The sequence below is a fragment of the Lysobacter sp. GQ73 genome, from assembly GCF_059758755.1.
On the sequence record NZ_JCAXEE010000008.1, the window covers coordinates 219,886 to 241,908 of the forward strand.

General features: G+C 69.8%; 24 protein-coding genes. 15 read left to right on the forward strand and 9 right to left on the reverse strand.

The annotated features are described in order from the left end of the window. Positions 1-4: 4 nt before the first annotated feature. From AC6CH2_RS20140 to AC6CH2_RS20150, 3 genes are all read right to left on the reverse strand, one after another. Entirely contained in the window at positions 5-628 is a 624-nt protein-coding gene (locus tag AC6CH2_RS20140; RefSeq protein ID WP_498270761.1) for an SCO family protein, read from the reverse strand. Positions 629-708: 80 nt separating this feature from the next. Next, positions 709-1,389 (reverse strand): hypothetical protein, encoded by a 681-nt coding sequence (locus tag AC6CH2_RS20145; RefSeq protein WP_435395906.1) that lies wholly within the window; start codon positions 1,387-1,389, stop codon positions 709-711. 105 nt (positions 1,390-1,494) lie between these two features. Further along, the gene (locus AC6CH2_RS20150; RefSeq protein ID WP_498270762.1) at positions 1,495-1,815 is read right to left on the reverse strand and encodes a hypothetical protein; all 321 of its coding nucleotides are present in this window, start codon (positions 1,813-1,815) and stop codon (positions 1,495-1,497) included. A 248-nt stretch (positions 1,816-2,063) separates the two neighbouring features. Here AC6CH2_RS20150 and sctU point away from each other — a divergent pair, with 248 nt between their 5' ends. Then, positions 2,064-3,173, forward strand: coding sequence for a type III secretion system export apparatus subunit SctU (sctU, locus tag AC6CH2_RS20155; protein ID WP_498270763.1), 1,110 nt, complete (start codon positions 2,064-2,066; stop codon positions 3,171-3,173). Positions 3,174-3,534: 361 nt separating this feature from the next. On the opposite strand, the gene sctT is transcribed toward sctU, so the two are convergent. The 6 genes from sctT to AC6CH2_RS20185 all read right to left on the reverse strand — a co-directional run bounded on the left by sctT (position 3,535) and on the right by AC6CH2_RS20185 (position 8,543). Further along, entirely contained in the window at positions 3,535-4,323 is a 789-nt protein-coding gene (gene sctT / locus AC6CH2_RS20160; RefSeq protein ID WP_435395903.1) for a type III secretion system export apparatus subunit SctT, read from the reverse strand. Between the two features lie 31 nt (positions 4,324-4,354). Continuing rightward, on the reverse strand, positions 4,355-4,621 hold the full coding sequence (sctS, locus tag AC6CH2_RS20165; RefSeq protein WP_031373468.1) for a type III secretion system export apparatus subunit SctS: 267 nt from the start codon (positions 4,619-4,621) through the stop codon (positions 4,355-4,357). 137 nt (positions 4,622-4,758) lie between these two features. Further along, entirely contained in the window at positions 4,759-5,676 is a 918-nt protein-coding gene (locus tag AC6CH2_RS20170; protein ID WP_498270764.1) for a hypothetical protein, read from the reverse strand. Between the two features lie 3 nt (positions 5,677-5,679). Next, positions 5,680-6,753, reverse strand: coding sequence for a type III secretion system cytoplasmic ring protein SctQ (sctQ, locus tag AC6CH2_RS20175; RefSeq protein WP_435397216.1), 1,074 nt, complete (start codon positions 6,751-6,753; stop codon positions 5,680-5,682). 13 nt (positions 6,754-6,766) lie between these two features. After that, positions 6,767-7,366, reverse strand: coding sequence for a response regulator transcription factor (locus tag AC6CH2_RS20180; protein WP_498270765.1), 600 nt, complete (start codon positions 7,364-7,366; stop codon positions 6,767-6,769). Positions 7,367-7,448: 82 nt separating this feature from the next. Next, positions 7,449-8,543 (reverse strand): sensor histidine kinase, encoded by a 1,095-nt coding sequence (locus tag AC6CH2_RS20185; RefSeq protein WP_498270766.1) that lies wholly within the window; start codon positions 8,541-8,543, stop codon positions 7,449-7,451. Between the two features lie 141 nt (positions 8,544-8,684). Here AC6CH2_RS20185 and AC6CH2_RS20190 point away from each other — a divergent pair, with 141 nt between their 5' ends. The 14 genes from AC6CH2_RS20190 (at position 8,685) to AC6CH2_RS20255 (ending at position 21,416) form a co-directional block, all read left to right on the forward strand. Further along, positions 8,685-9,149, forward strand: coding sequence for a flagellar biosynthetic protein FliO (locus AC6CH2_RS20190; protein ID WP_498270767.1), 465 nt, complete (start codon positions 8,685-8,687; stop codon positions 9,147-9,149). Positions 9,150-9,534: 385 nt separating this feature from the next. Beyond that, positions 9,535-11,598 (forward strand): type III secretion system export apparatus subunit SctV, encoded by a 2,064-nt coding sequence (sctV, locus tag AC6CH2_RS20195; RefSeq protein ID WP_498270768.1) that lies wholly within the window; start codon positions 9,535-9,537, stop codon positions 11,596-11,598. 142 nt (positions 11,599-11,740) lie between these two features. Then, a complete protein-coding gene (locus tag AC6CH2_RS20200; protein ID WP_498270769.1) occupies positions 11,741-13,159 on the forward strand; it encodes an FHA domain-containing protein in 1,419 nt (472 codons plus the stop codon). Positions 13,160-13,333: 174 nt separating this feature from the next. Continuing rightward, the gene (locus AC6CH2_RS20205; protein ID WP_498270770.1) at positions 13,334-13,690 is read left to right on the forward strand and encodes a hypothetical protein; all 357 of its coding nucleotides are present in this window, start codon (positions 13,334-13,336) and stop codon (positions 13,688-13,690) included. A gap of 209 nt (positions 13,691-13,899) precedes the next feature. Continuing rightward, a complete protein-coding gene (locus tag AC6CH2_RS20210) occupies positions 13,900-14,313 on the forward strand; it encodes an EscF/YscF/HrpA family type III secretion system needle major subunit (protein WP_498270771.1) in 414 nt (137 codons plus the stop codon). Positions 14,314-14,369: 56 nt separating this feature from the next. Then, positions 14,370-15,134 carry a type III secretion system inner membrane ring lipoprotein SctJ gene (gene sctJ / locus AC6CH2_RS20215; RefSeq protein WP_498270772.1) on the forward strand — a complete coding sequence of 255 codons (765 nt, stop codon included), beginning with the start codon at positions 14,370-14,372 and terminating at the stop codon, positions 15,132-15,134. Then, a complete protein-coding gene (locus AC6CH2_RS20220) occupies positions 15,131-15,778 on the forward strand; it encodes a hypothetical protein (RefSeq protein WP_498270773.1) in 648 nt (215 codons plus the stop codon). Before sctJ ends, AC6CH2_RS20220 begins: the two co-directional genes overlap by 4 nt. 34 nt (positions 15,779-15,812) lie before the next feature. Further along, entirely contained in the window at positions 15,813-16,544 is a 732-nt protein-coding gene (locus AC6CH2_RS20225; RefSeq protein WP_498270774.1) for a FliH/SctL family protein, read from the forward strand. A 55-nt stretch (positions 16,545-16,599) separates the two neighbouring features. Beyond that, complete coding sequence (locus AC6CH2_RS20230; RefSeq protein ID WP_498270775.1) at positions 16,600-17,952, forward strand: FliI/YscN family ATPase; 1,353 nt, start codon at positions 16,600-16,602, stop codon at positions 17,950-17,952. Next, positions 17,949-18,440: a hypothetical protein gene (locus AC6CH2_RS20235; protein ID WP_498270776.1), complete on the forward strand. Its 492-nt coding sequence runs from the start codon at positions 17,949-17,951 to the stop codon at positions 18,438-18,440. Before AC6CH2_RS20230 ends, AC6CH2_RS20235 begins: the two co-directional genes overlap by 4 nt. 11 nt (positions 18,441-18,451) lie before the next feature. Then, the gene (locus tag AC6CH2_RS20240) at positions 18,452-19,222 is read left to right on the forward strand and encodes a hypothetical protein (protein ID WP_498270777.1); all 771 of its coding nucleotides are present in this window, start codon (positions 18,452-18,454) and stop codon (positions 19,220-19,222) included. Positions 19,223-19,304: 82 nt separating this feature from the next. Beyond that, positions 19,305-20,138 (forward strand): hypothetical protein, encoded by an 834-nt coding sequence (locus AC6CH2_RS20245; protein ID WP_498270778.1) that lies wholly within the window; start codon positions 19,305-19,307, stop codon positions 20,136-20,138. Positions 20,139-20,403: 265 nt separating this feature from the next. Continuing rightward, the gene (locus tag AC6CH2_RS20250) at positions 20,404-20,883 is read left to right on the forward strand and encodes a hypothetical protein (protein ID WP_498270779.1); all 480 of its coding nucleotides are present in this window, start codon (positions 20,404-20,406) and stop codon (positions 20,881-20,883) included. Between the two features lie 200 nt (positions 20,884-21,083). Beyond that, positions 21,084-21,416 carry a hypothetical protein gene (locus AC6CH2_RS20255; RefSeq protein ID WP_498270780.1) on the forward strand — a complete coding sequence of 111 codons (333 nt, stop codon included), beginning with the start codon at positions 21,084-21,086 and terminating at the stop codon, positions 21,414-21,416. The last annotated feature ends 607 nt before the right edge of the window (positions 21,417-22,023 follow it).

Consider the following 22,023-nt stretch of genomic DNA (forward strand, 5'->3'; position numbering starts at 1 on the left):
GTTCTCACATTAGCTGGCGGAGATCGTGCACGCAGTCCTGCGCGCTCTGTTCGTGGCGCAGGGCCAGGCGGATCGCGCCGGTGGCGTCGAAGACGTAGCTCAGCGCGGAATGATCGATGGTGTAGGACCGGCCGGTCGGTACCTTCGCGTAGACCACGCGGAAGGCCTTGGCGGTCTGCGCGGTGCGCTCAAGGTCCCCGTACAGGCCGAGGAAGCTCGGGTCGAAGGCCCGGGTGTAGGCCTCCAGCACTTTCGGCGTGTCGCGCTCGGGGTCGACGGTGATGAAGATCACTTGCAGGCGTTCGGCCTCGGCGCCGAGCCGTTTGCGGATCTGCACCGCGCGGGTCAGCGCGGTCGGACACACGTCGGGGCACTGGGTGAACCCGAAGAACACCATCGCCAGCTTGCCGCGGAAGTCGGCGAGCGAGCGTTCGCGGCCCTGCGGGTCGAACAGGCGGAAGTCGTCGGCGAAATCGCGGCCGCTCAGGTCGATGCCGTGCACGGACAGCGGCTTGGGACCGCCGCAGGCCGACAGCAGTCCGGTGGCGGCGAAGCCGGCGAGCAGGCGCCGGCGCGCGGCCGAATGCGGTGTCGGCGCGATGGGGGATGGCAACTGGCGTCGGGACACGGCCCACCTCGTCTGAGCGAAGGCGGGCATTGCAGCATCGCCGCGGAGCGGGCGGATGTGGTCGAGTGTCGCAGCGCCGGCTACAGGTCGCGCACCACCCAGCCGCTCGGATGCGAGGACTCGTCGGCGGCGAGCGCGGCCTGGGCGACGGCGTCGGGCGACTGGCCGGCGCGCCAGGCCGAGGCGATCGCGGCGAGACGGTCGCGGGTGGCGCGGGTGTAGGCGCCTTCGAGCTCGTTCTGGGCGTCGGCGGCGAGCTTCTGCGGATACAGGGTGCGGGCGTCTTCGCTGCGGTTGAGCAGGGCGATCAGGCGCGACAGCGCGGTGCGGAAGGTCGCCGCGCCGAGCGCGGTGCGCTGGGTACGCTGCAGATGCCAGACGGTGAGGTATTCGACCGGGCCGAGCAGGCGCCGCGGCGTGGCGCCGAAGAAATGCCCGGACAGCGAGCTGACCGCGACGGGGCCGGTCGAGTCGGGCAAGCGGGTGGCGCCCCAGGAGCTCAATGCGCCGCCGGGCAGGTCCATGCGCCGCAGGGCGGTGCCGAAGGTGTCGGCGATCAGGCGCTGGGCGCGCGCGTCGTCGCTCTCGGCGATGACGCCGAGCAAACGGATGAACAAGGGATAGCGGTCCTCGCCGAGGCGGCGCACGACGCGCTTGAGCACGGTCAGGCGGTACTCGGGGTCGCTGTGCGCGGCGAGCGCGGACACCAGGCGGTCGGCACCGGCGCGCAGGGCTTCGGGAGTGGGGCTGGCTTCGGTCACGGCAAGTCGGTCGCGGCGTGCCGCGGCGGGCGCGGCGATCGGACGGGAAGGAGGACTAGCCTAGCCCAGGCCGGTGCGCTGCGGCGTCGAGCGCGCCGGCGCAGTTCAGCTCAGCGAATCGAGGACGGCGTCGGCGCCGTGGTCGGCGGCCGAGGACAGGTCCATCTGGCCGAGCTGGTGTTCGAAGCCGGGGTCGCCGGCGAGCAGGCGTTCGCCGGCCGGGACGTCGCTCCAGGCGTCGGCGTTGAGCACGTCCTCGCCCTGGTCGACCGCGGGCGGTGCATAGGCGGGGACGGTCTCGGCGACCTGGGGAGCGTGCTGGATCTGCTCTTGCGGGGTCGGCTCGCGTCCGCGCAGGTTCTCGAGCGCAGCTTGCCCGTCGAGGCTGCTGCGGTCGATTCGCGGGTCGTTGCCGATCGTGCTCATGCGGGGCAGGTTACGGGTGAAGTCGGGGGGATGGGCGAAATGTAGCGCCGGGGGCCGAAGCGGCCAACTCGGGATGACCCTAGGTCGTCGAGGACCCGTTCATCCCCGTTATGTCCGGTCCGCCGCAGCGGGCCCGGACGGCGGGGCCGGCCCGCGCACTGTATCGAGTTCGCATTTGGCGTGTGCCGGCACGACCGTTTTCGCAGGCCCGTGCTAGCCTCGACCCCCTCTCGCTGGAAGGGCCGCGCATGGCGAAGGACCAGGGCGCCGACAAGACCGAACCGCCTACCCAAAAACGGATCCGGGACGCCCGCAAGCAGGGCAACGTCGCCAAGAGCAAGGAGCTGACCAGCACCGTGCTGGTGCTCGGCTGGGTGGTGTGCGGCTGGATGATGCTCGACTTCATGCGGATGAAGCTGATCCGCCTGTTCGAGACCAGCCTGAAGGCGATCAACCAGCCCTTCGGCGACGCCCTGCGCGAGGTCGGCTCGACCGCCTTCGACACTTTGCTGTGGCTGTCGCTGCCGTTGCTGGCGACCGCGGTGTTCCTGGGCGTGATCATCGAGTTCCTGCAGATCGGCCCGATCCTGACCCTGGACAAGCTCAAGCCCAACCTGGAGAAGCTGAACCCGGCCGACGGCGTGAAGAAGATGTTCTCGATGGACAACCTCGTCGAGCTGGTCAAGTCGGTGATCAAGAGCGCGGCGCTGATCGGCATCGGCGTGTTCGTGCTCTACAAGATGCTGGCCCAGCTGATGCTGCTGCCGTACGCGCCGCCGGCGGCGATGGGCGCGGGCATCTGGCACGGCCTGATCCGGATCGGCATCTGGACCATCTTCGTGTTCTTCTTCGTCTCCGCCATCGACGTGTGGTACCAGAAGTTCGCCTACACCAAGCAACTGCGCATGAGCCGCCGCGACATCCAGCAGGAGGTCAAGGAGAACGAGGGCGACCCGCACGTGAAGAACCGGCGGCGGCAGTTGCATCAGGAGTGGTCGCAGCAGAACATGCTCAATGCCGTCCGCCAATCGAATGTCGTCGTGACCAACCCCACCCATATCGCCATCGCCCTGCAGTACGAACACGGCGTCACCGACCTGCCGGTGGTGGTGGCCAAGGGCGAGGGCTACATGGCCGAGCAGATCAAGCGCACCGCGGCCGAGGCCGGCGTGCCGATCCTGCAGAACGTCGAGCTGGCGCGCGGCCTCAACGAGCACGTGGCCCTGGACGACTACATCGGCAACGAGTTCTTCGAGGCCGTGGCCGAAGTGCTGCATTGGGCCGAAAGCGTGCGCCGCCTGCGCGACGGCGACGACAGCGAAATGGAACTGCCGCCGCCGCTCGACGAGCCGCGCTGAGGCGCAAGCGGTTCGCGCCCGTCCGCGGTGACGGTTCGTCGTTGTGTGAGCCGACGACGCGAAGCAGGGCGAAGCAAGGGCGTCCCCCGCGCCCGCTGCGCGGCCGTTCGTCCCTTTTTCCAAGGGGGCGCAGCATGCGCCGGGGAAGCCGAGGTTCGCTGCGAGCTTGCGCAACGTTGCGGTCGGCTGCTCAACATGTACGCCCCGCTTGCCGAAGCGGTCGCACATCCCGATGCCGTTTCCCGGGTCCCGGACCGTTCCCCGTTTGAAAAAGGGGCAGGGGAGACTTGCGCTTGCCTTGCCTTGCCTTGGCTTGCTTTGCTTTTCCCCGGTCGCGCAAAGACAACCGCAGCCACTCCGCCTACGCAGTGAACACGCGGTTCAAGGCGTCCAGCAGACCGCGGTTGTCGTTGAGGCGGTCGAGCACGATCTCGACGTAGACGCCGAGCATCAGCAGGATGATCCAGGTCGCCAGCCAGGCCTTGATCGGCATGGTGATGGTGAACACGTTGAGCTGCGGGGCGAAACGGTTGACCAGGCCGAAGGTCAGGTCGATCAGCAGCAGCACCACCATCGCCGGCGCGGCCAGCACCAGCAGGGCGGTCATCAAATAACTGAACTGGCCGACGAACAGCTCCATGCCGACCGCATGCAGGGTCGGGAAGTAGGACGTCACCGGCCACATCGCATAGCTCGACAGCAACAGATCGAGGAACACCAGGAACGCGCCGCTGGCCATGAACAGCCAGGCCGCGAACTGCGACAGAAAGCTGCCGTGCAGCGAGGCCTGGTGGCCCTGGATCGGGTCGAACACCTGGGCCAGGGTCATGCCGACCTGGGTGTCGATGATGTTGCCGGCGGCGCTGATCGCCCAGAACACCATGCCGAAGCAGAAGCCGATCGAGATGCCGATGAACAGCTCCTTGAGGATGATCGGCGCCCAGTCGAGCGTGCCCAGCGAGTGCAGGGGCACGCCGTTCACCGCCACCGGAATCGCGATGATGGCCAGGCTGACCATGAAGCTGTTGCGCACCAGCGGCGGCATGTTCTCCGAGGTCAGCAGCGGCAGCATCATGAACGCGCCGATCACGCGCGGCAGCACCAGGCCCAGCGCGAGCATCAGGTTGGTGACGGAATCGAAGTTGATCATGCGCCGGTCGCGCGGGGCTCACCGGCGCGCATCAATGCCGGACCATGCCCGGGAAGTCGATGAAGATGCGGTCGGCGAAGGTGTACAGGGTGCCGCCGATCATCGACGCGGTCACGAACAAGGTCACCACGATCACGGTGAACTTGATCGCGTAGGCGAAGGTCTGTTCCTGCAACTGGGTGGCGGCCTGGATGAAGGCCACCACCAGGCCGACCACGGCCGCGGCGACCACCGGCGGACCCGACAGCAGCAGGGTCAGCCACAGTGCCTGCTTGGTCAGTTCGAGCATGTCACCCATGGTTCGGGACTCGGGACTTGGGACTGGGGACTCGGAAGCCGGCGCGGACAGATGAGGTTCCGGTGGGCACCCGCAAGTGCGGTTCGACCGCTCCGGCGAGTCCCGAGTCCCGAGCCCCGAGTCCCGCTGGACGAAGTTCAGCCGCCATAAGTAAGCACCAACCCATGCACCAGCTTGGCCCAGCCGCCGATCAGCACGAACAGCAGCAGCTTGAACGGCAGCGACACGGTGGTCGGCGACAGCATCATCATGCCGAGCGACAGCAGGATGTTGGACACGACCAGGTCGATGATCAGGAACGGCAGGAAGATCAGGAAGCCGATCTGGAACGCGGCGGTGAGTTCGCTGACGGTGAACGCCGGGATCACCACGATGAAGTCGTTGACCGAGATGTCGCCGCGCGAGGCCGGCGGCAGCAGGCGCTGCGCGCTGCGCAGGAAGAACGCGCGCTCGGCGTCGCTGGAGTGCTTGATCAGGAAGCCGCGCAGCGGTTCCTTGCCGGCATCCATCATCGCCAGCAGGCGTGCGGTGTCCATCTTGCCGCCGCCGCCGAGCAGAGGCGTGGCCGGTTTTTTCGCCGCCGCGGTCGCGGCCGGCGCTGCCGCTGCGGGTGCCGCAGCGGCAGGCGCCGGGCTGGCCGCGGGTGTCGCCGCAGCGGCGGTCGGGGTGGCCGCGCCCGCGACCGGCGCGGTGCCCGCGGCCGGTGCGGCTGCCGTCGCCGCTGCCGTCGTTCCCGCCGCGGCTGCGGCCGCCACCGCGGTGCCGGGCGGCTGGCCCTGGGTCGCGGTCGCGGCGGTGCCGCCGCCGACGCGGGCGTTGATCGCGTCGTGGGTCTCCAGGATCACCGGATACATCACGTAGATCGACAGCACGATCGCCAGGCCGTTGATGACCACGTTCGGCGGCACCTGCTGCAGGCCCAGCGCGTTGCGCAGCAGGCTCAGCACGACCACGATCTTGGTGAACGAGGTCACCATGACCGCGACGAACGGAGCCAGCGCGAGGCTGACCACCGTGATCAGCACCAAGGCCGGCGAGAACGAACTGAAATCCATGGTTCAGCTCCAGGCGATCAGGCGCACGCCGAGGGTGTCGCCGACCGCGACGATCTCGCCGCGCCCGGCGTCGCGGCCGTTGGCGCGGATCACCACGTTGGCGCCTTCCAGGCGCGAGGGCAGGGCGAACACGTAACCGGGCTGGAAGCCGGACAGTTCGTCGTACCGGCATTCGAGCCGGCCCAGGTCGAACTCCAGGCGGACCGGAACGTCCGGTGCGGTGGGTTCCGCGGACTCGGGGGCAGCGGACTCGGTGTCGCTCATCGCGGAGGTCTCCTGGTGCGTAGAAAGGGTCAAGGGCGCGCCGTCGATGCGCCAGCCGTCGGCGGCCGGCGCCAACGGCCAGGCGAAGCCGGGCACCTGCGCCTGGATCGGCGGCGGGCGTTGTGAGTTGCCGATCACGAGCACGTCGCCGGGGCGCAACTGGCGCCATTGCGCATGGCGCAACGACGGGCCGGCCCAGCGGATCGCGATCGGCACCGGCAGGTCGGCCCAGCGCGCGCGCGGGTCCTCGCCGTAGCCGGGTTCGGGGGTTTCGGCGCGCGCGAGCAGCTGGCCGACCCAGTTGACCGGCATGCGCAGGGTGCCGCGGCTCAGCACCTGCGCGCCGCTGCCGTCGGTGATCACGAACGACAGCCACAGGCCGTCGAGCTCGGCTTCGGCCTCGGCGTGGGCGGCGCGGATCGGGTCGCCGGCGCCGTCGTCGACGATCGGGATCAGGGCGACGTCGATGCCCTGGCTCAGCCGCACCAACTGGGTCTCGTGGGCGAGGCTCCAGGCCAGCAGGCGTGAGCGGCCCTGGTAGTCGCTCCAGTGCAGGCCGGTGTCGCCGGCGTTGGCCAGGCTGCTGTCGAAGCGCAGCTTGACCCGCGCGCCGTCGCCTTCCAGCGTGACCAGTTCGCCGTGCGCCGGCTCGGCCGGCACGAAGCTGAGCCAGCCGCCGTCGCGGGTCGGCCAGCGCTGGCGCAGCGCGAACACGTCGCGCAGGGCCTCGGCCTGCCAGGGATGCAGGGAGGGCAGGCGGCCGCGCGGCGAAGCGGCAAGGCCGGCGGCGCCGGCCGAATGCGTCGGCGTCATCGTTTCGCTCGTCTCACCCATGGCCCAGCGCCACCTTCATCAATTCGGGCAGCGAGCGTACCCCGAGTTTGTTCATCATGTTCGATCGATGCAGTTCCACGGTCTTGACGCTGATGCCGAGCACGTCGGCGATGATCTTGTTCGGTTTGCTCGCCACCACCAGGTCCATGACCTGGCGTTCGCGCGGGCTGAGCCGGGCCAGGCGGTCGTCGCCGGCTTCGGCGGCATGGTTGCGCGCATTGGCGATGGCGGCCCGGATCGCATCGATCAGGGCGTCGTCGCTGAAGGGTTTTTCGAGGAAGTTGGACGCGCCCTTGCGCATCGCCTCGACCGCCAGCGGCACGTCGCCGTGGGCGGTGACGAACACCAGCGGCAGGCCGATGCCGCGCCGGCGCAATTCTTCCTGCAGTTGCAGGCCGCTCATCAGCGGCATGCGGATGTCCGAAACCATGCAGTGGGCGCCGCCGCCGTGGCGCTCGCCGGCATAGGCCTCCAGGAACGCCGGCCCGGAAGCGTAGGCCTGGACTTCGAAGCCGGCGGTTTCCAGCAGCCACGCGGTCGAATCGCGGAAGCCGTCGTTGTCGTCGACCAGATAGATGCGTGCTTCGCTCATGGGCGGGCGTTCCCCGGGGCGGCGGGCGAGAGGCGGGCGGCGGGCACGGCGCGGGCGGCGCGGAAGCGTTCGGGCATCGTGCTCAGGTCCTGGCTTCGTAACGCGGCAGGGTGAAGCCGAACACGCTGCCGCCGCCCTCGCGCGGCTCGAAGAACAGCCGGCCCTCGTGGTACTCGATGATCGACCGGCAGATCGCCAGGCCGATGCCGAGGCCGTCGGTCTTGGTGGTGAAGAACGGCGAGAACAGCTGGTCCTGCTCGGCCGGGCTGAGGCCGGCGCCGCGGTCGGACACGCGCACCTCGATCTGGTCGTCGAGGTTCATGCGCGCGTCGATGCGCAGCTCGCGGCGCGCGGTCGGGATCTCGCGCATCGCCTCGATGGCGTTCTTGACCAGGTTCAGCAGCACCTGCTCGATCATCACCCGGTCGGCGAACACCGGCGCCAGCCGCGCCGGCAGGCCGAGGTCGATGCGCAGTTGCAGGCGCTCGGCTTCCAGGCGCAGCAGCTCGAGCACGGTCGCGGCGATCTGGCTGAGGTCGTGGGCGTCGCGGCGCGGTTCGCGCGCGCGCACGAACTCGCGCACCCGCGAGATCACCGCGCTGGCGTGTTCGGCCTGGGTGCGCGCGGCCTGCAGGGCGCGTTCGACCTGGACCGGGCCGCCGGCCTGTTCGACCAGGCGCAGGCTGCCGTTGAGATAATTCATGATCGCCGCGAGCGGCTGGTTCAATTCGTGGGCCAGGGTCGCGGCCATCTCGCCGACCGACATCAGGCGCGAGGTGAACAGCAGTTTTTCCTGGCGGGTCTTGTGCGAGTCCAGGGTCTCGATGCGCTCGCTGATGTCGACCGCGGTCAGCACGTCGACCGCCCCGCCGCCGTGCTCGGCACGGCCCCAGTGCAGCGCGTACCAGCGGCCGCTGTGCGGGGCCAGCACTTCGCGCGGACGCTCGCCGTCGCCGGCCTCGCCTTGCAGGCGGGCGAGCAAGGCCTCGCGTTCACCATGTTCAGCCAGTTCGCCGAATTCCTCGCGGTAACGCGCGTTGCCGGCGATCAGGGCGCCGTTCCCGGCGAACATCGCGCAGGCGAACGGGACCGCGCCCAACAGGCCGGCGTCGTGGTCCGGGGCGCTGGCCGCGCCCGATTCATCGCTGGGTTTGCTACGACGTTTCGCTGTGACCATGCTCACATCAATGCCATGCGCGACGACTCGTCGACGTGAAGCGACGATCCGCCGCCGTTGCGGGGCGGCCGGGCTGCTACGGTATGTCGGCGCGGCCTCGCCGCTCCTCTCGCCCCGTTACCGGTTCCGCACAGACCCACCATGCCGATACTGCTCCCCCTGCGCTCGCTGCTTAAACGCTCCCCGCTGCCGGCCCTGACCGCGCTGCTGTCGCCGGCGCCCGCGCTGGCCTTCGCGGCGGCGGCCAAGACCCCCGCGGCTCCGGCGAACGTTCCCGAACCGCCTTCGTTCTTCCTCGAACTGCTATCGATCATGCTGCCAGTCGCGGTGGTCCTGGTCGGCCTGGTCGCGGTCTTGTATTACCTGCGCAAGCGCCATGGACTGACCGCGCGCGACAATCCGCTGTCGGTCCTGCAGGTGCTTCCGGTCGGCCCGCGCGAGCGCATCGTGGTGCTGCGCACGCGCAGCGGCCGCGCCCTGGCGATCGGGGTCGGCGGACAAACGATGAGCCTGATCGCCGAACTCGATTCCGCCGACGTCGCCCCATTGCCGACTGCGACGACGATACCGGAATCGACCGTCGCCGCGGCCGAAGCCGAATCGTGACGAGTCTTCGGCTACGTTAGTCGAACGCAATTGCGCAATTGCGCACGGGCTCACAAAAACAATGATGAATGCGCGCGAATGTAGCCGCCCGAGATCGAGGGGGCGTGATTGTGCATATCCCGCACAATAAGCACTTCGTTCACACAAATGATGACAATCAGCACTTAGTATCGGGCGTCCGAACCGGGATCGTGTAAGGACGGCGCCATGGCTGGGTGCTCAGGGGTATGTGGTAGGGCAGTGACTGCTTTCACCGTTCGATGCAGGGCCGAACTCACTTCGATCGCGACCCGTGGCCAGACGCCGCGGGGCCGCGCCGTCGCGGCTGCGCGCCCGCGCCCGAACGAGGTCCGCTCTTCGATTCTCAGGAACCGGGACTGACCGAATGCGCGCATTGTTGAGCTCCCTGATGGCCGCCGCTCCCGGCGCGACGCCCCGGCGTCGCGCCGGTTACAGTGATATCGTGCTGGCCATCGCAGCGGTCACGATCATCGGCGTGATGATCCTCCCGTTGCCGCTGGCCATCATCGACACTTTGGTCGCGGTCAACATCGCCATCGGCTTCGGCCTGCTGCTGATCGCGCTGTACATCCCGACCCCGGTCGCGTTCTCCAGCTTTCCCAGCGTGCTGCTGCTGACCACGCTGTTCCGCCTGGCCCTGTCGATCGCGATCACCCGCTCGATCCTGCTCGAGGCCAACGGCGGCCACATCGTCGAAACCTTCGGCAGCATGGTCGCCGGCGGCAACCTGGTGGTCGGCTTCGTGGTGTTCCTGATCATCACCGTGGTCCAGTTCATCGTCATCGCCAAGGGCGCCGAGCGCGTGGCCGAGGTCGCCGCGCGCTTCACCCTCGACGCGATGCCCGGCAAGCAGTTGTCGATCGACTCGGACCTGCGCGCCGGCCTGACCGACAAGGACGAGGCCAAGCGCAAGCGCCGCCTGCTCGAAGTCGAAAGCCAGCTGCACGGCAGCCTCGACGGCGCGATGAAGTTCGTGAAGGGCGACGCCATCGCCGGCATCGTCATCATCATCATCAACCTGCTCGGCGGCTTGGCGATCGGCGTCCTGCAGAAGGGCATGACCCTCGGCGACGCCACCCATACCTACAGCATCCTGACCATCGGCGACGGCCTGGTTTCGCAGATCCCGGCGATCCTCGCCACGATCGCGGCCGGCCTGGTGGTCACCCGCACCGCCGGCGACGAGGACGACCGCCACCTCGGCGAGTCGATCACCCGCCAGGTCACCGGCCAGCCGCGCGTGCTGCTGATCACCGGCTGCCTCGCCTTCCTGATGGTCTTCGTGCCGGGCTTTCCTGGGCTGGTGTTCCTGTTGCTGTCGGCGGTGCTGCTCGGTTTCGCCGCCTGGCGCTACCGCCACGGCTCGGTGTTGCTGCGGCGCGCGTTCCGGGTGCCGGAAGGCGAGCGCGGCACCGACGACGTGGTCGTCAACGAAGACGAGATCGCCCCGCCCGCGCCGCTGCAACTGGACCTGTCGCCGGTGCTGGCGGCGGCGTTCGGCGAGGCCACGGTGCGCGAGCGCATCGTCGATGTCGCCCGCCGCCTGCGCGAGGAATACGGCGTGCCGCTGCCGGTGCCGGTGGTCAAGGTGGTGCCGGCGCTCGACAACGGCGACGGCCTCGGCGGCTATCGCCTGACCGCCTACGGCGCGCGCATCGCCTTCGGCCGGTTGTCGGCGAACGCGCAGTTCCGCCCGGCCCGCAGCGGCGACGCCGGCGCGCCCAAGCTCGCCGGGTTCTTCCCGCCGCTGGCCGGCGAGTGGACCGGACAGACCGGCGGCGAGACCCGCGACGCCCTGGCCACCCTGGTCGAGCATTGCCGCGCCGCGCTGGAGCGCCGCATGGGCAGCTTCATCGGCATCCAGGAGACCTCGAACCTGTTCGGCAAGATGCAGCGCGACTATCCGGACCTGGTCAAGGAAATGCTGCGCGTGGTGGCGCCGCAGCGCGTGGCCGACGTGCTGCGCCGGCTGGTCGAGGAAGGCGTGCCGATCCGCAACCTGCGCGATGCCTTCGAGGCCATCACCGATGTCGGCGGGCGCGAGAAGGACGTGGTGCTGCTGACTGAATACGTGCGGGTCGCGCTCAAGCGCGAGATCGCCGACCGCTACGCCGACAGCGAACGCACGATGCAGGTGCTGTTGATCCATCCTGAATTGGAAGATCGGCTGCGCCAGTCGGTGCGCGTCGCCGGCGGCGCCACCCAGTTGGCGATCTCGCCCGAGCTGGCCGGGCGGCTCGGCGCCGAAGTGCGTTCGCACCTGGGCCGCCAGGCCGAGGGCGTGCGGCCGGTGCTGCTGTGTTCACTGGACGTTCGCCGGCACCTGCGCAAGCTGCTGGAGATCGATTTCTTCGAACTGCCGGTGCTGTCCTACCAGGAACTCGCACCCGACCTGCGGATCGTGCAGGCCGGCCAGGTCAACGCCTAGATGAGCGCCAAGACGATGCAACGTCCCAGCCTCCATCGCCAGGTAATCTCCCCGATCCATCATCGGCCGGTGGGTGCGCGCGTTCCGCGCGGCCCGGCCGTACGCGCCGCCCTCAGCGGCAGCGTCTAGACAGGAGTCCGTCATGTCTTCCCCCGACATCCGTATCGAACCCGCCGAGCCCCGTGCCGCCGCCGCGTCGCCCGCGGTCAGCGTGCTGCGCATCGTCTCCGGCCTGCATGCGGGCGCCAGCCGTCCGCTGTCGGCGCAGGAAACCCTGTTGATCGGCAGCGGCGGCGATTGCGACATCGTGTTGTCCGACCCCGGCGTCGCCCCGCACCACGCCTTCATCACCCGCATGGGCGGCACGGTTTCGCTGCGCGCGGTCGACGCGCCCTTGCTGATCGACGGCCAGACCTTGAACCCGGGCGATCCGGCCGAGCTGTCGGCGATGCAGCGGGTCGACCTGGGCAGCGCCTCGCTCGCGGTCGGCGCCAGCGAAGACCCGGCCTGGGCGACGATCCTGCCGAACCTCGGCGAGCTGGCCAAGCCGCCGCGCTCGTCGATGCGCCACCTGCCCCTGATCGCCGGCCTCGCCGCGCTGTCGCTGGTGTCGGTGGCGATCGCCGCGGCGGTGATGCCCGGCTTCGAGAAAGAACCCACCGCGATGGAAGTGGTGACGCCCCTGATCAAGGAGTTCTCGATCGTCGGCGGCCGCGCGGTCGAGAACGAGGACGGCAGCGTGGTGCTGTCGGGCACGATCAAGGACGCGACCACGCGCGAGATGATCCGCAAGCGCCTGGCCACCGGCAACGTGCAGGCGCGGCTCGACCTGCGCACCGGCGACGACATCGCCGCCGACGTGCGCGAAGTGCTGCGCAGCCAGGGCCTGACCGTGCAGACCAAGTACCTCGGCAATGGCGACGTCGAAGTCGCCGGCCGCTTCGCCGACCAGGACAAGTTCAAGCGCGCGATCGCCTCGCGCGCGATGCAGGACGTCAACGGCGTGCGCCGGGTGATTCCGCGCGACCTCGACGAGAGCGCCGAGGCCGCGGCCGGGCCGACCGTCGCCGCGGTCGACGCCGAACCCAAGACCCCAGTCAGCACCGCGCCGACCCGGATCGTGCAGATCGTGCGCGGCGCCAACCCGCATGTGATCGACGTCGACGGCGCCCGGTACGCGGTCGGCGAGGCCATGCCCGACGGCCGTTCGCTGATCGCCATCGGCGACAAGGCCTGGGCGCTGAACAAGGTCAGCGGCCAGGTCGAGGAGATCAAGGCGCAGCCGGTGACCGCGGCCGAGCAGGCGGCCATCGCCGCCGCGGCGGCCGGCACGGAGGCGGCGCCCGCAGTGAACGCCGCCGCGACCGGCGCGGCAGCGGCGACGACCGTCCCGGCCACCCCGACCGTGGCCAAGCCGGCGCCGGCCACGACCCTGCCGACAGCACCGGCCGCAGCACCGGCCGCTCCAGGGCCGCAATCGCCGAACTCGACCGGGAAGTCGGCGGCGCCCCGTTCAGCCGTGGCCGAGGCGCCGGCGCGGCCGGCCGGCAACCGTCAGTAGGGGCGCACCCCGGGTTAGCACTAGCTGGTTTCACATTCGGATCATCGATTAAATCCAAGATCGGCTACATGCACCCTGAGTCCGGCCGATCGCAGTTCCCGCATTCAGTTTCAGTGCCATCCGTAGTTCCACGCTAATCAGCGGCCTGAGCCGCTCCCTGCAGGAGAGACGTCAATGAGCAACACGATCAATCCCGGCGCCGACGCCGGTGGCCTGGTGACCACCTTCATCGCTGCGGCCAACAACAACAACAACGGCACCCGCAATGGCGGCGGTGCGACCGCGGCCAGCGGCGGCGGCGGCAGCGGCGGCAGCTGGTACGAGGCGCTGTCGCGCGCCTGGGGCCAGACCCTCGACGCCCAGGCCTCGCGCATCACCGAGCTGTCCGGCTCGATCGGCGGCGGCGGCGACCAGCCCTCGAACATGGTCGCGCTGACCGCCGAGAGCCTGCGCATGCAGTTCGTCTCCAACAGCGCCGCGACCTCGCAGAACAGCGTCGGCGAAGCGCTGAACGCGCTGGCCAGGAAGTAATCGCGACGGCGGCGCGACGTCCGCCGCCGTTCCGAGCCGTCGTGCCGTCCGGATCGCAAGGTCCGGACGGACCGGTCCGGGACGAGCGGGCGCGCCCCGGCATCGCCGTGCACCGCACGGTGCTGCGCCGCGCAGATGTCGCGTAGATTCATGCGTAGATTCATCCGAGCAATTTCTTAAACGGACTTCACCTTTCGGGAGAAAGGGCAATGATCGAAGCCATTTCAGTCGCGGCCGAAGCCGCACAGCCGGCCGCCGCATCGCCGGCGCAATCGCCGCAGGCCTCGGCCTACGACGTCCGCGAGTTCGCGGCGGCGTTCGACCGCGGCGCCTCGCCGGCGGCGCAGGGCGGCGGCACCGCCCAGGCCGGCGCCACCGCGGCCGGCGAACCCTCGCAGGGCACGCGTGCGGTCCTCGCCGCGCTCGACAATCTCAACGGCGGCGCCGACAAGATCGACGCGGCGTCCAAGACCATGTCGGCCAATTCCGCCGACCTGACGCCGGGCGAGATGATCCAGATGACCATGCGCTGTCACGAGTTCATGTTCACCTCGCAATTGACCTCGAACGTCGCCAACCGCACCTCGGACGGCGTCCAGCAATTGTTCCGTCAGCAGTCGTAATTCCAAAATCGGGGGAATGCATGGGTAGGGCGTCAGGCTTCAACGCGGTACGAGTCATGGCAGCCCTGCTGGCTTGCCTGCTGATCGTCGGCTGCACACGCACCACGCTGTACAGCCAGCTCGACGAGCAGCAGGCCAACGAACTGATGGCGGCTCTGCTGGACGCCGGTATTCCGGCGGAAAAAGATCCATCGGCGAGCAAGACCGGTTGGGAAGTGATGGTCAACCGCGGCGACATTCCCTACGCGATGCAGGTGCTGAACTCGCGCGGCTTGCCGCGCGCGCAGTACCGCTCGCTCGGCGAGGTGTTCAAGAAGGAAGGCTTCGCCTCGTCGGCGCTGGAAGAAAAGGCGCGCTATCTGTACGGCCTGTCGCAGGAGCTCTCGCGCACCCTGTCGCGCATCGACGGCGTGGTGGAGGCGCGCGTGCACATCGCCTTGCCCGACCGCGACCCGCTCGGCGGCAACGTGCAGGACTCCTCGGCTTCGGTCCTGGTGTTCGAGCGGCCGGGCCAGAGCCTGCGCGATCGCGAGACCGACATCAAGGTGTTCGTCAAGGACAGCGTCGAAGGCCTCGACGACGTCAACAAGGTCACGGTCAAGTTCTTCACCGTCACCGCGCCGCCGAAGGCGCATCAGGCCGGCGGCCCGTTTGCGGCAGTGCTCGGTTCGATCGACCTGACCGTGGTGATCATCGGCGCCGGCGTGCTGGTGTTGTTGGGGATCGTGGCGTTCTTCTTCGGCCGCCTGCGCTCGCGCTTCCTGCCGGCCCCGGCCGCCGCGCCGGCCTCCAACGCCCGCAGCGGGGTCTGGAACGGATGAGCGCGTCGATGGCGCTGCGGACGATCCTCACCGAGGTCGATCCGAGCTGGCACGGTGCCGGGACCGACACGATCGATCCCGAACTGCTCGTGTCGGCGCGCCAGAGTCCGCTGGGACGCCGTCTGCTCGCGCGTTGGCTCGCCGCCGACGCGCCGGCCCTGCTCGCACCGCAGCCCGGCGAGGGCTTCGGCGCTGCCGCGCGGCGCTGGCCGCGCGCGCGCATGGCGCGCCTGGTGCGCGACCTCGGCGCGCTGGCCTATGCGCCGGCGATCCGTTCGGAAGTCCGGCGCGAACCGGTGCGCCGGCTCAAGCAGGCGCTCGACAACAGTTACCTGCTCGCGCTCGACAGCCTGGTCTGGGACGGCAAGGTCCAGGCCCAGCTCGGCGCCCAGCTCAGCGCCGAACTCGATGCCGCGCTGCGCGCGTCGGAAACCGACCAATTGCTGTTCGACCTGCTCGACGGCCGCGGCCGCACCGAGCTGCGGGTGTGGGCCGAGCGCCGCGACCCCGGCCTGGCCGACTGGTCGCGGCTGCTGCTGCCGCGCCTGACCCACGAGGCCTCCGCCTCGCTCGGCACGCATCTGCCGCCGGAAGCGGTCGAGCGCCTGTACGCCCACCACGGCGCGCGCCCGCTGACGGCCTGAGCCGCCGCGCCGCGCATCCCACCACGGAATTCCCATGCACGCAGATCCGCTCCCGTCCGCTACGCCGTCGTCCGCCTCCGCGGCCACGGGCACGACGGAAAGCGGTGCGCGCAGGATCGAGCCCCAGCGCGCCAGCGCGACGATCTCGGTGTTCGAACGCAAGCAGTTCGAGCGCGCGGTCGCCGGCACGGTGGTGCCGGCCAAGCAGTGGAACGCGATCGCCGAACTCGACCAGACGCTGGCGCGGGTCAACGCGCTGTACGCCGAGGCCGGCGACGAGATCAAGCAGGCGCGCGAGGCCGGCTACGCCGCCGGGTTCGCCGAGGGCATCGCCCGCGCCCAGCAGCAGATGGCGCAGCAACTGGCCGACCTCAACGAACGCCGCGCGCGCGTGCTGGCCGACGCCGGCAGCCGCGTCACCGAACTGGCCTGCGCGATCGTCGCGCGCATCTCGCCGGAGTTCGACGCGCGCAGCGTGGTGCCGCCGCTGGTCATGCATGCGGTCGAGGCCGCGCAGGCCGAGCAGTTCCTGCTGATCCGCGTCCACCCGAGCGTGCGCGAGGACGTCGCCAAGGGCCTCGGCCTGGTGCGCCAGGCGCATCCGGTGGTCGGGGTGATCGAATTGGTCGACGACGAAAGCCTGGACAAGCTCAGCTGCGTCGTCGTGTCCGAAGCCGGCGAAGTGCGCGCCGGCGTGGCCCAGCAGATCGAGGCGATCCGCATCGCCCTGTCCGGCGCCGAGTACGGCGCGGAGCACGCCGAATGACACCGCGCGCGGCCAACGGTCCGGTCCTGCGGCGCGCGGGCGCGGAGGCGGCGCGATGAGCAGCCTGCCGCGCACCATCCTGCAGGCCGTGCCGGCGCCCGCCCAGCAAGATCCGCTGATCGCCGCGCTGTCGCGGGTGCAGCCGGTGGTGCGGGTGGGCAAGGTCGCCGAGGCCTACGGCACCATGATCCGCGCGACCGGGCTCAAGGCGATGATCGGCGAGCTGTGCGAACTGCGCAGCCCGCGCGACCGCAATTTCCGCCTGGCCGCCGAAGTCGTCGGCGTGTCGCGCCAGTACACCCTGCTGACCCCGCTCGGCGCGCTCGATGGCGTCGCCCACGACACCGAAGTCGTCGCCACCGGCCGCCAGGCCTCGGTGCGCGCCGGCGACGGCCTGCTCGGGCGCATCGTCGACGCCAACGGCGAGCCGATCGACGGCCTGGGCGGGTTCGGCCCGACCGTGCAGATTCCGATTTACGCCGCTTCGCCGAATCCCCTGTCGCGCCAGCTGATCGAACGCCCGTTCGCGACCGGGGTGCGCGCCATCGACACGGTCATGACCGCCGGCGTCGGCCAGCGCCTGGGCATCTTCGCCGTCGCCGGCGGCGGCAAGAGCACCCTGCTCGGGATGCTCGCGCGCGGCGGCGACGCCGACGTCAACGTGATCGCCCTGGTCGGCGAACGCGGCCGCGAGGTCAACGAATTCGTCCACGACAACCTCGGCGAAGCCGGGCTCAGGAAGTCGATCATCGTGGTCGCGACCTCCGACCGGCCCGCGCTCGAGCGCAGCCGCGCGGCCTGGGTCGCGACCGCCATCTCCGAGTATTTCCGCGACCGCGGCAAGCGGGTGATGCTGCTGGTCGACTCGGTCACCCGCTTCGCCCGCGCGTTGCGCGACGTCGGCCTGGCGATCGGCGAGCCGCCGGCGCGGCGCGGTTTCCCGCCTTCGGTGTTCAGCGCCCTGCCGCGCCTGTTCGAGCGCGCCGGCAACAACGACCGCGGCAGCATCACCGCCTTCTACACCGTGCTGATGGAAGGCGAGGACGGCGACGACCCGATCGCCGAGGAAGTGCGCTCGATTCTCGACGGCCACATCGTGCTGTCGCGCAAGCTCGCCGCGGCGTACCACTACCCGGCCATCGACGTGCTGACCAGCCTCAGCCGCACCATGCCGCGGGTCGCCGACGAAGCTCACCAGCGCGCCGCGGGCCAGTTGCGCAAGTACCTGGCCAAGCACCAGGACATCGAACTGTTGCTGCAGCTCGGCGAATACAAGCGCGGCAGCGATGCCGAGGCCGACATCGCGATCGAGAAGATCGAGCCGATCCGCAGGCTGCTGAAGCAGTCCTCCCACGACCTGGCCGACTACCGTCAATCGGTGGACGCCCTGCGCAAGGTGTTCGGATGAAGCGCTATCCGCTGCATACCCTGCTGCAACTGCGCTCGCACCGGGTCGAGACCGCGCGCATGCTGGTGCTCGAACGCCAGCGCCAGGTGCAGGAACGCCGCGACGCCTGCACCCGGATCCAGGGCGAGATCGCCGCGCTCAACGACGAACGCGCCGGCCAGCGCCTGCGCCTGATGGACCCGCCTCCGCCCGGCATGCCCTGGCCGATGGCGATGACCCAGCGCGAGGCGCACATCGACCATCTCGGCGAGCTGGCGGTCGCCGCGCAACAACGGCTGCTCGACGCGCAAGGCAAGCTGCGCGAAGCCGAAGCCTCGCTCGACGAGGCACGCAAGGCGTTCTTCCGCGCCAAGGCGCGGTTGGACGCACTGGAAAAACGCAAGGACCTGTGGCGCAAGGAGCAGAACACCCTGACCGCGCGCCGCGAGGAAGCCATGAACGCCGATCTGATGCTGGCCGCGCGCCAGAACACGAACGGCCCCTTCTGAACGAGGTCGCCATGAGCATCACCCGCAGCTCCTCGACGTCCGATTCCGATGCCGCCCAGCGCAGCGAATCCACGCGCCAGACCGACAAGCCCCGCGAAGCCCGGCGCGAGCCGCCGGCCGAGGGCACCGTCGACCGTTTCCGCAGCCTGATGCAGCAACGCGAAGGCAAGCTCGGCCAGTTGCCCGGCCAGGAAGGCCTGGCGCGCGAGGAAGAAGCCGCGGCGATGCTCAAGAAGCAGGCGCAGGACGGCGGGCCCGGCAACGCCAGGGCCGACGCGCGCCGCGCCGCGCACGCCGGCGAGGCGCATGCCCGTACCGTCGCCGAGCACTCGCGCCAGCACGGCCGCCTCGAAGAACGCAACGCCGGCAGCGGCCAGGACCAGGGCCGCCAGGAACTCGCGAGCCTGCCGCCGGCCGAGGCCTCGGCGATGTGGCAGGCGCAGCTGGCGATGCGCGACGCCGCCACCCAGACCCAGCCGAGCCTGCCGAATTCGAACGCGGCCGCGTTCGCCGACCTGATCGAGCGCCACGTGCGCCAGCTCGCGGTCGGCGAGGGCGCTGCCGGCGGCGAAGAAGGGCAGGTTCTGCTGCGTCTGGCCGACAGCACTTTGCCGGGCACCGATCTGCTGCTGACCAAGACCGCCGAAGGCTGGCAACTGCGCGCCGACGTGCGCTCGCGTTCCAGCTTCGATGCGATCCGCGACGCCAGCCCCGAGTTGATGCGCCGCTTCGCCTCGCGCAATCTCGGCCAGCTCAGCATCGATCCGCATTTCCACGACTGAGCCTAGGCCCGCGCGCGTCCGGCAGGCGTCGAGCCGTGCCGGCTGCGGAGCGGGCAGGGAGATCTCGCTCATGGACCGCTGCATGGCCAACCGCACGACCGTCGCCGCCGCGCTCGCCGGGCTGCTGCTCGCCGCCGCGCCGGGCGCCTCGCGCGCGCAGGACAATGCGCCCTTGATCGACGGCGTCGGCGCTTACACTCATTCGCAGATCATGCGTCATCGCGGCGACGACGCCGCGACGCCGGCCGGCAAGCGAGGCCAGGGCACGACGCCGGACCGGCGCGCCGCCAAGCGACCCGCGCTGAGCCTCGACAGCCTGAGTTTCGCGCCGGCGCCGGCGGTATCGAAGGCCCTCAACGCCGCCTTCGCCGACAGCCTGACCGGGCGCCGGCCGACCCTCGACCACGCGACCTTGCACGCCATCGACGCCGAGTTCGTGCGCAATCCGCGCTTTCGCGAATTGCTGGCGCGCCAGCTCGGCGGCGACCGCGACCAGGTCCTGCTGGCGCTGCAGTCCGGTCGCCTGCAGGCGCAGTTCCAGCGCCGCCTGGCCGAGCACGGCTATTCCTCGCGCAACCTCGGCGACGTCGTCAACGCCTTCATGATCTACGGCTGGACCCTGGTCAACGACGGCGCGCGCAGCGATCACGGCGCGGCTTTCGCCGCGCTGCGCCAGCGCCTGACCGACAGCCTCGCGCGCGGCGAGGCGATGACCACCATGGAGCGCAGTCGCATGCAGGAAGCGGCCGAGCTGTACGGGCTGGTCGCGACCCTGGCCGCGGCGGCCTGGCAGAACGCCGGCAGCCCGGCCGAGCGCGCCAGCCTGCGCGACGGCGTCGCCGCCATCGGCCGCGGCATCGGCATCGATTTCCGCCGCGTGGCCCTGACCGACCGGGGGTTCGCGCCGCGGCGCTGAGCCGCATCGATCCGCTCATGCCGGGCTCCGCGCCCCCGCGGTTTGCCGCGTGGCGCGGCGCCGCCGACCCTGGGGGCGTTCCCAGGCTTTCGCGTTCGCGGGCATCGCCGATACTCGATGGCCCCGGCTCGATCGTCCGCGGCCGCGACCGCCGGGAGATGATCCCCGTCAAAGATCGGCGCGCCGCCGCTTCCTGGGCGTCGCGCCCGCAGTGTCTACTGATTCGTTATCGCCATCACCGCCATCGTTGCGACAGGAGAGTCCGATGTCCCAGCCCTTCACCCCGACCCAGGAACAGCGCGAGCAGATGTTCGCCGACTTCGAGGCCCTGTTGAACGAACAGTCCGGCATCGACGCGGCCGACCGCGACGCGCTGCTGCACCACTTCGCCCGCGCCCTCGACGAAGCCAAGCCCGACGACGCGGCCGACCCGCAGGCGCTGATGGCCAACCTCAGCCAGACCCTGGATCTGTTGCAGGAGAACCGCATCATCCAGCCCGGCGACCGCGACGGCCTGACCAAGGCCTTCGAGGCCCCGCTGAAGGACCCGAAGGTGCAGCGCGCGCTCGAGTTCAGCCAGCGCAGCCAGCGCGACGGCGAGGAGAAGGCGCGGCAGTGGCTGGAGACCCAGCCCGACCTCGAGGGCGAGGCGTCCTCCAGCGGCGGCGGCTCGACGCCGGCGCCGCCGCCGAGCGGCCTGCCCTCGTCGCTGGGCATCAAGAAACCGGTCAAGACCTACCGCTGAATCGGCGCCGCCGGCGACGCGGGGTGAGGGCGTTCACAAATCCTGCGAAATCGCCCCGCCGCAACGGTTTCGCCCTAGGGAACGCCCCAGCTATACAGCCTTGCGGCGATCCCGATAATTCACCTACAGGCTTACCAATCCCGCTACCGCAGGCGATCTGACCGGGGCGGCTGATCTACCCAAAAACCAGGGAGAGCGTCATGTCGGATATCAACACTCAGTACGCCCAGTTGTCGCAGCAGAACATGGTCGACAGCGCAGGCGTCGACGAGTCGGGTAACTCCAAGCGCGGCGGCCGTTCCGGCGCGGGTGGCGGCTGGCTGGTGGCGTTCGCCACCGCGATGGGCAAGCTCATCGAAAAGGCCGGCGAAGCCCTGATGAACAAGGCCGAAGCGATCGGCGAAAAGCCGACCGCCGCCGACTCCACCGAGCTGACCGTGCAGAGCCAGATGTATTCGATGTTCATCAACGCCGTCAGCACCGCGTTGAAGACCATGGGCGAAGCGCAGGGCGCGATGGCCAAGCGCAACTAAGCCGTACACGACCCCGGTCGTACGAACGCCAGGCCCACGGGCCTGGCGTTTTCGTTTGTGCGGCCGATTCGTTCGTACGGTCGTTTCGTGCGTACGAGCAGTTCGTTCGTAAGGACGAATGCGACGCGATCGGAGCGCCTGCGCTGGCACGTCCACCGCTATGCGGCGACCCATCCCCGTAGGAGCGGCGTAAGCCGCGACCGCGGAACGCGCCAAGGCCGCAGGACCGACGTTATCCATCGAAGCGATGATGCACTTTCGCAGGGTAGGAGCGTGCGAGCCGCGACCGCACGTTCCAAGCCGCTAAGTTCCTTTCGATATCGCGGCGCTGGCCATGGCTTTGGCCGTTGCTGTGGCTGGGCGACGCCGCGCACTAGCGAAGGCCAAAGAAGCCCCGGAGGGCGGCGCGCAGACCGCCGCAGCGTGGTCGCGGCTCGCGCCGCTCCTACCCTCGCGAAAGCACGCCGCTTCCACGAACGACGACGGCCCCGTTACCTCTGCGCGTCCCTCGGTCGCGACTCACGTCGCTCCTACAAAGAGCCTCGGCGGCGAAGCGAGATCGAAGCGTGGCGGTCGCGACTTGCGCCGCTGCTACCCTGCGAGAGCG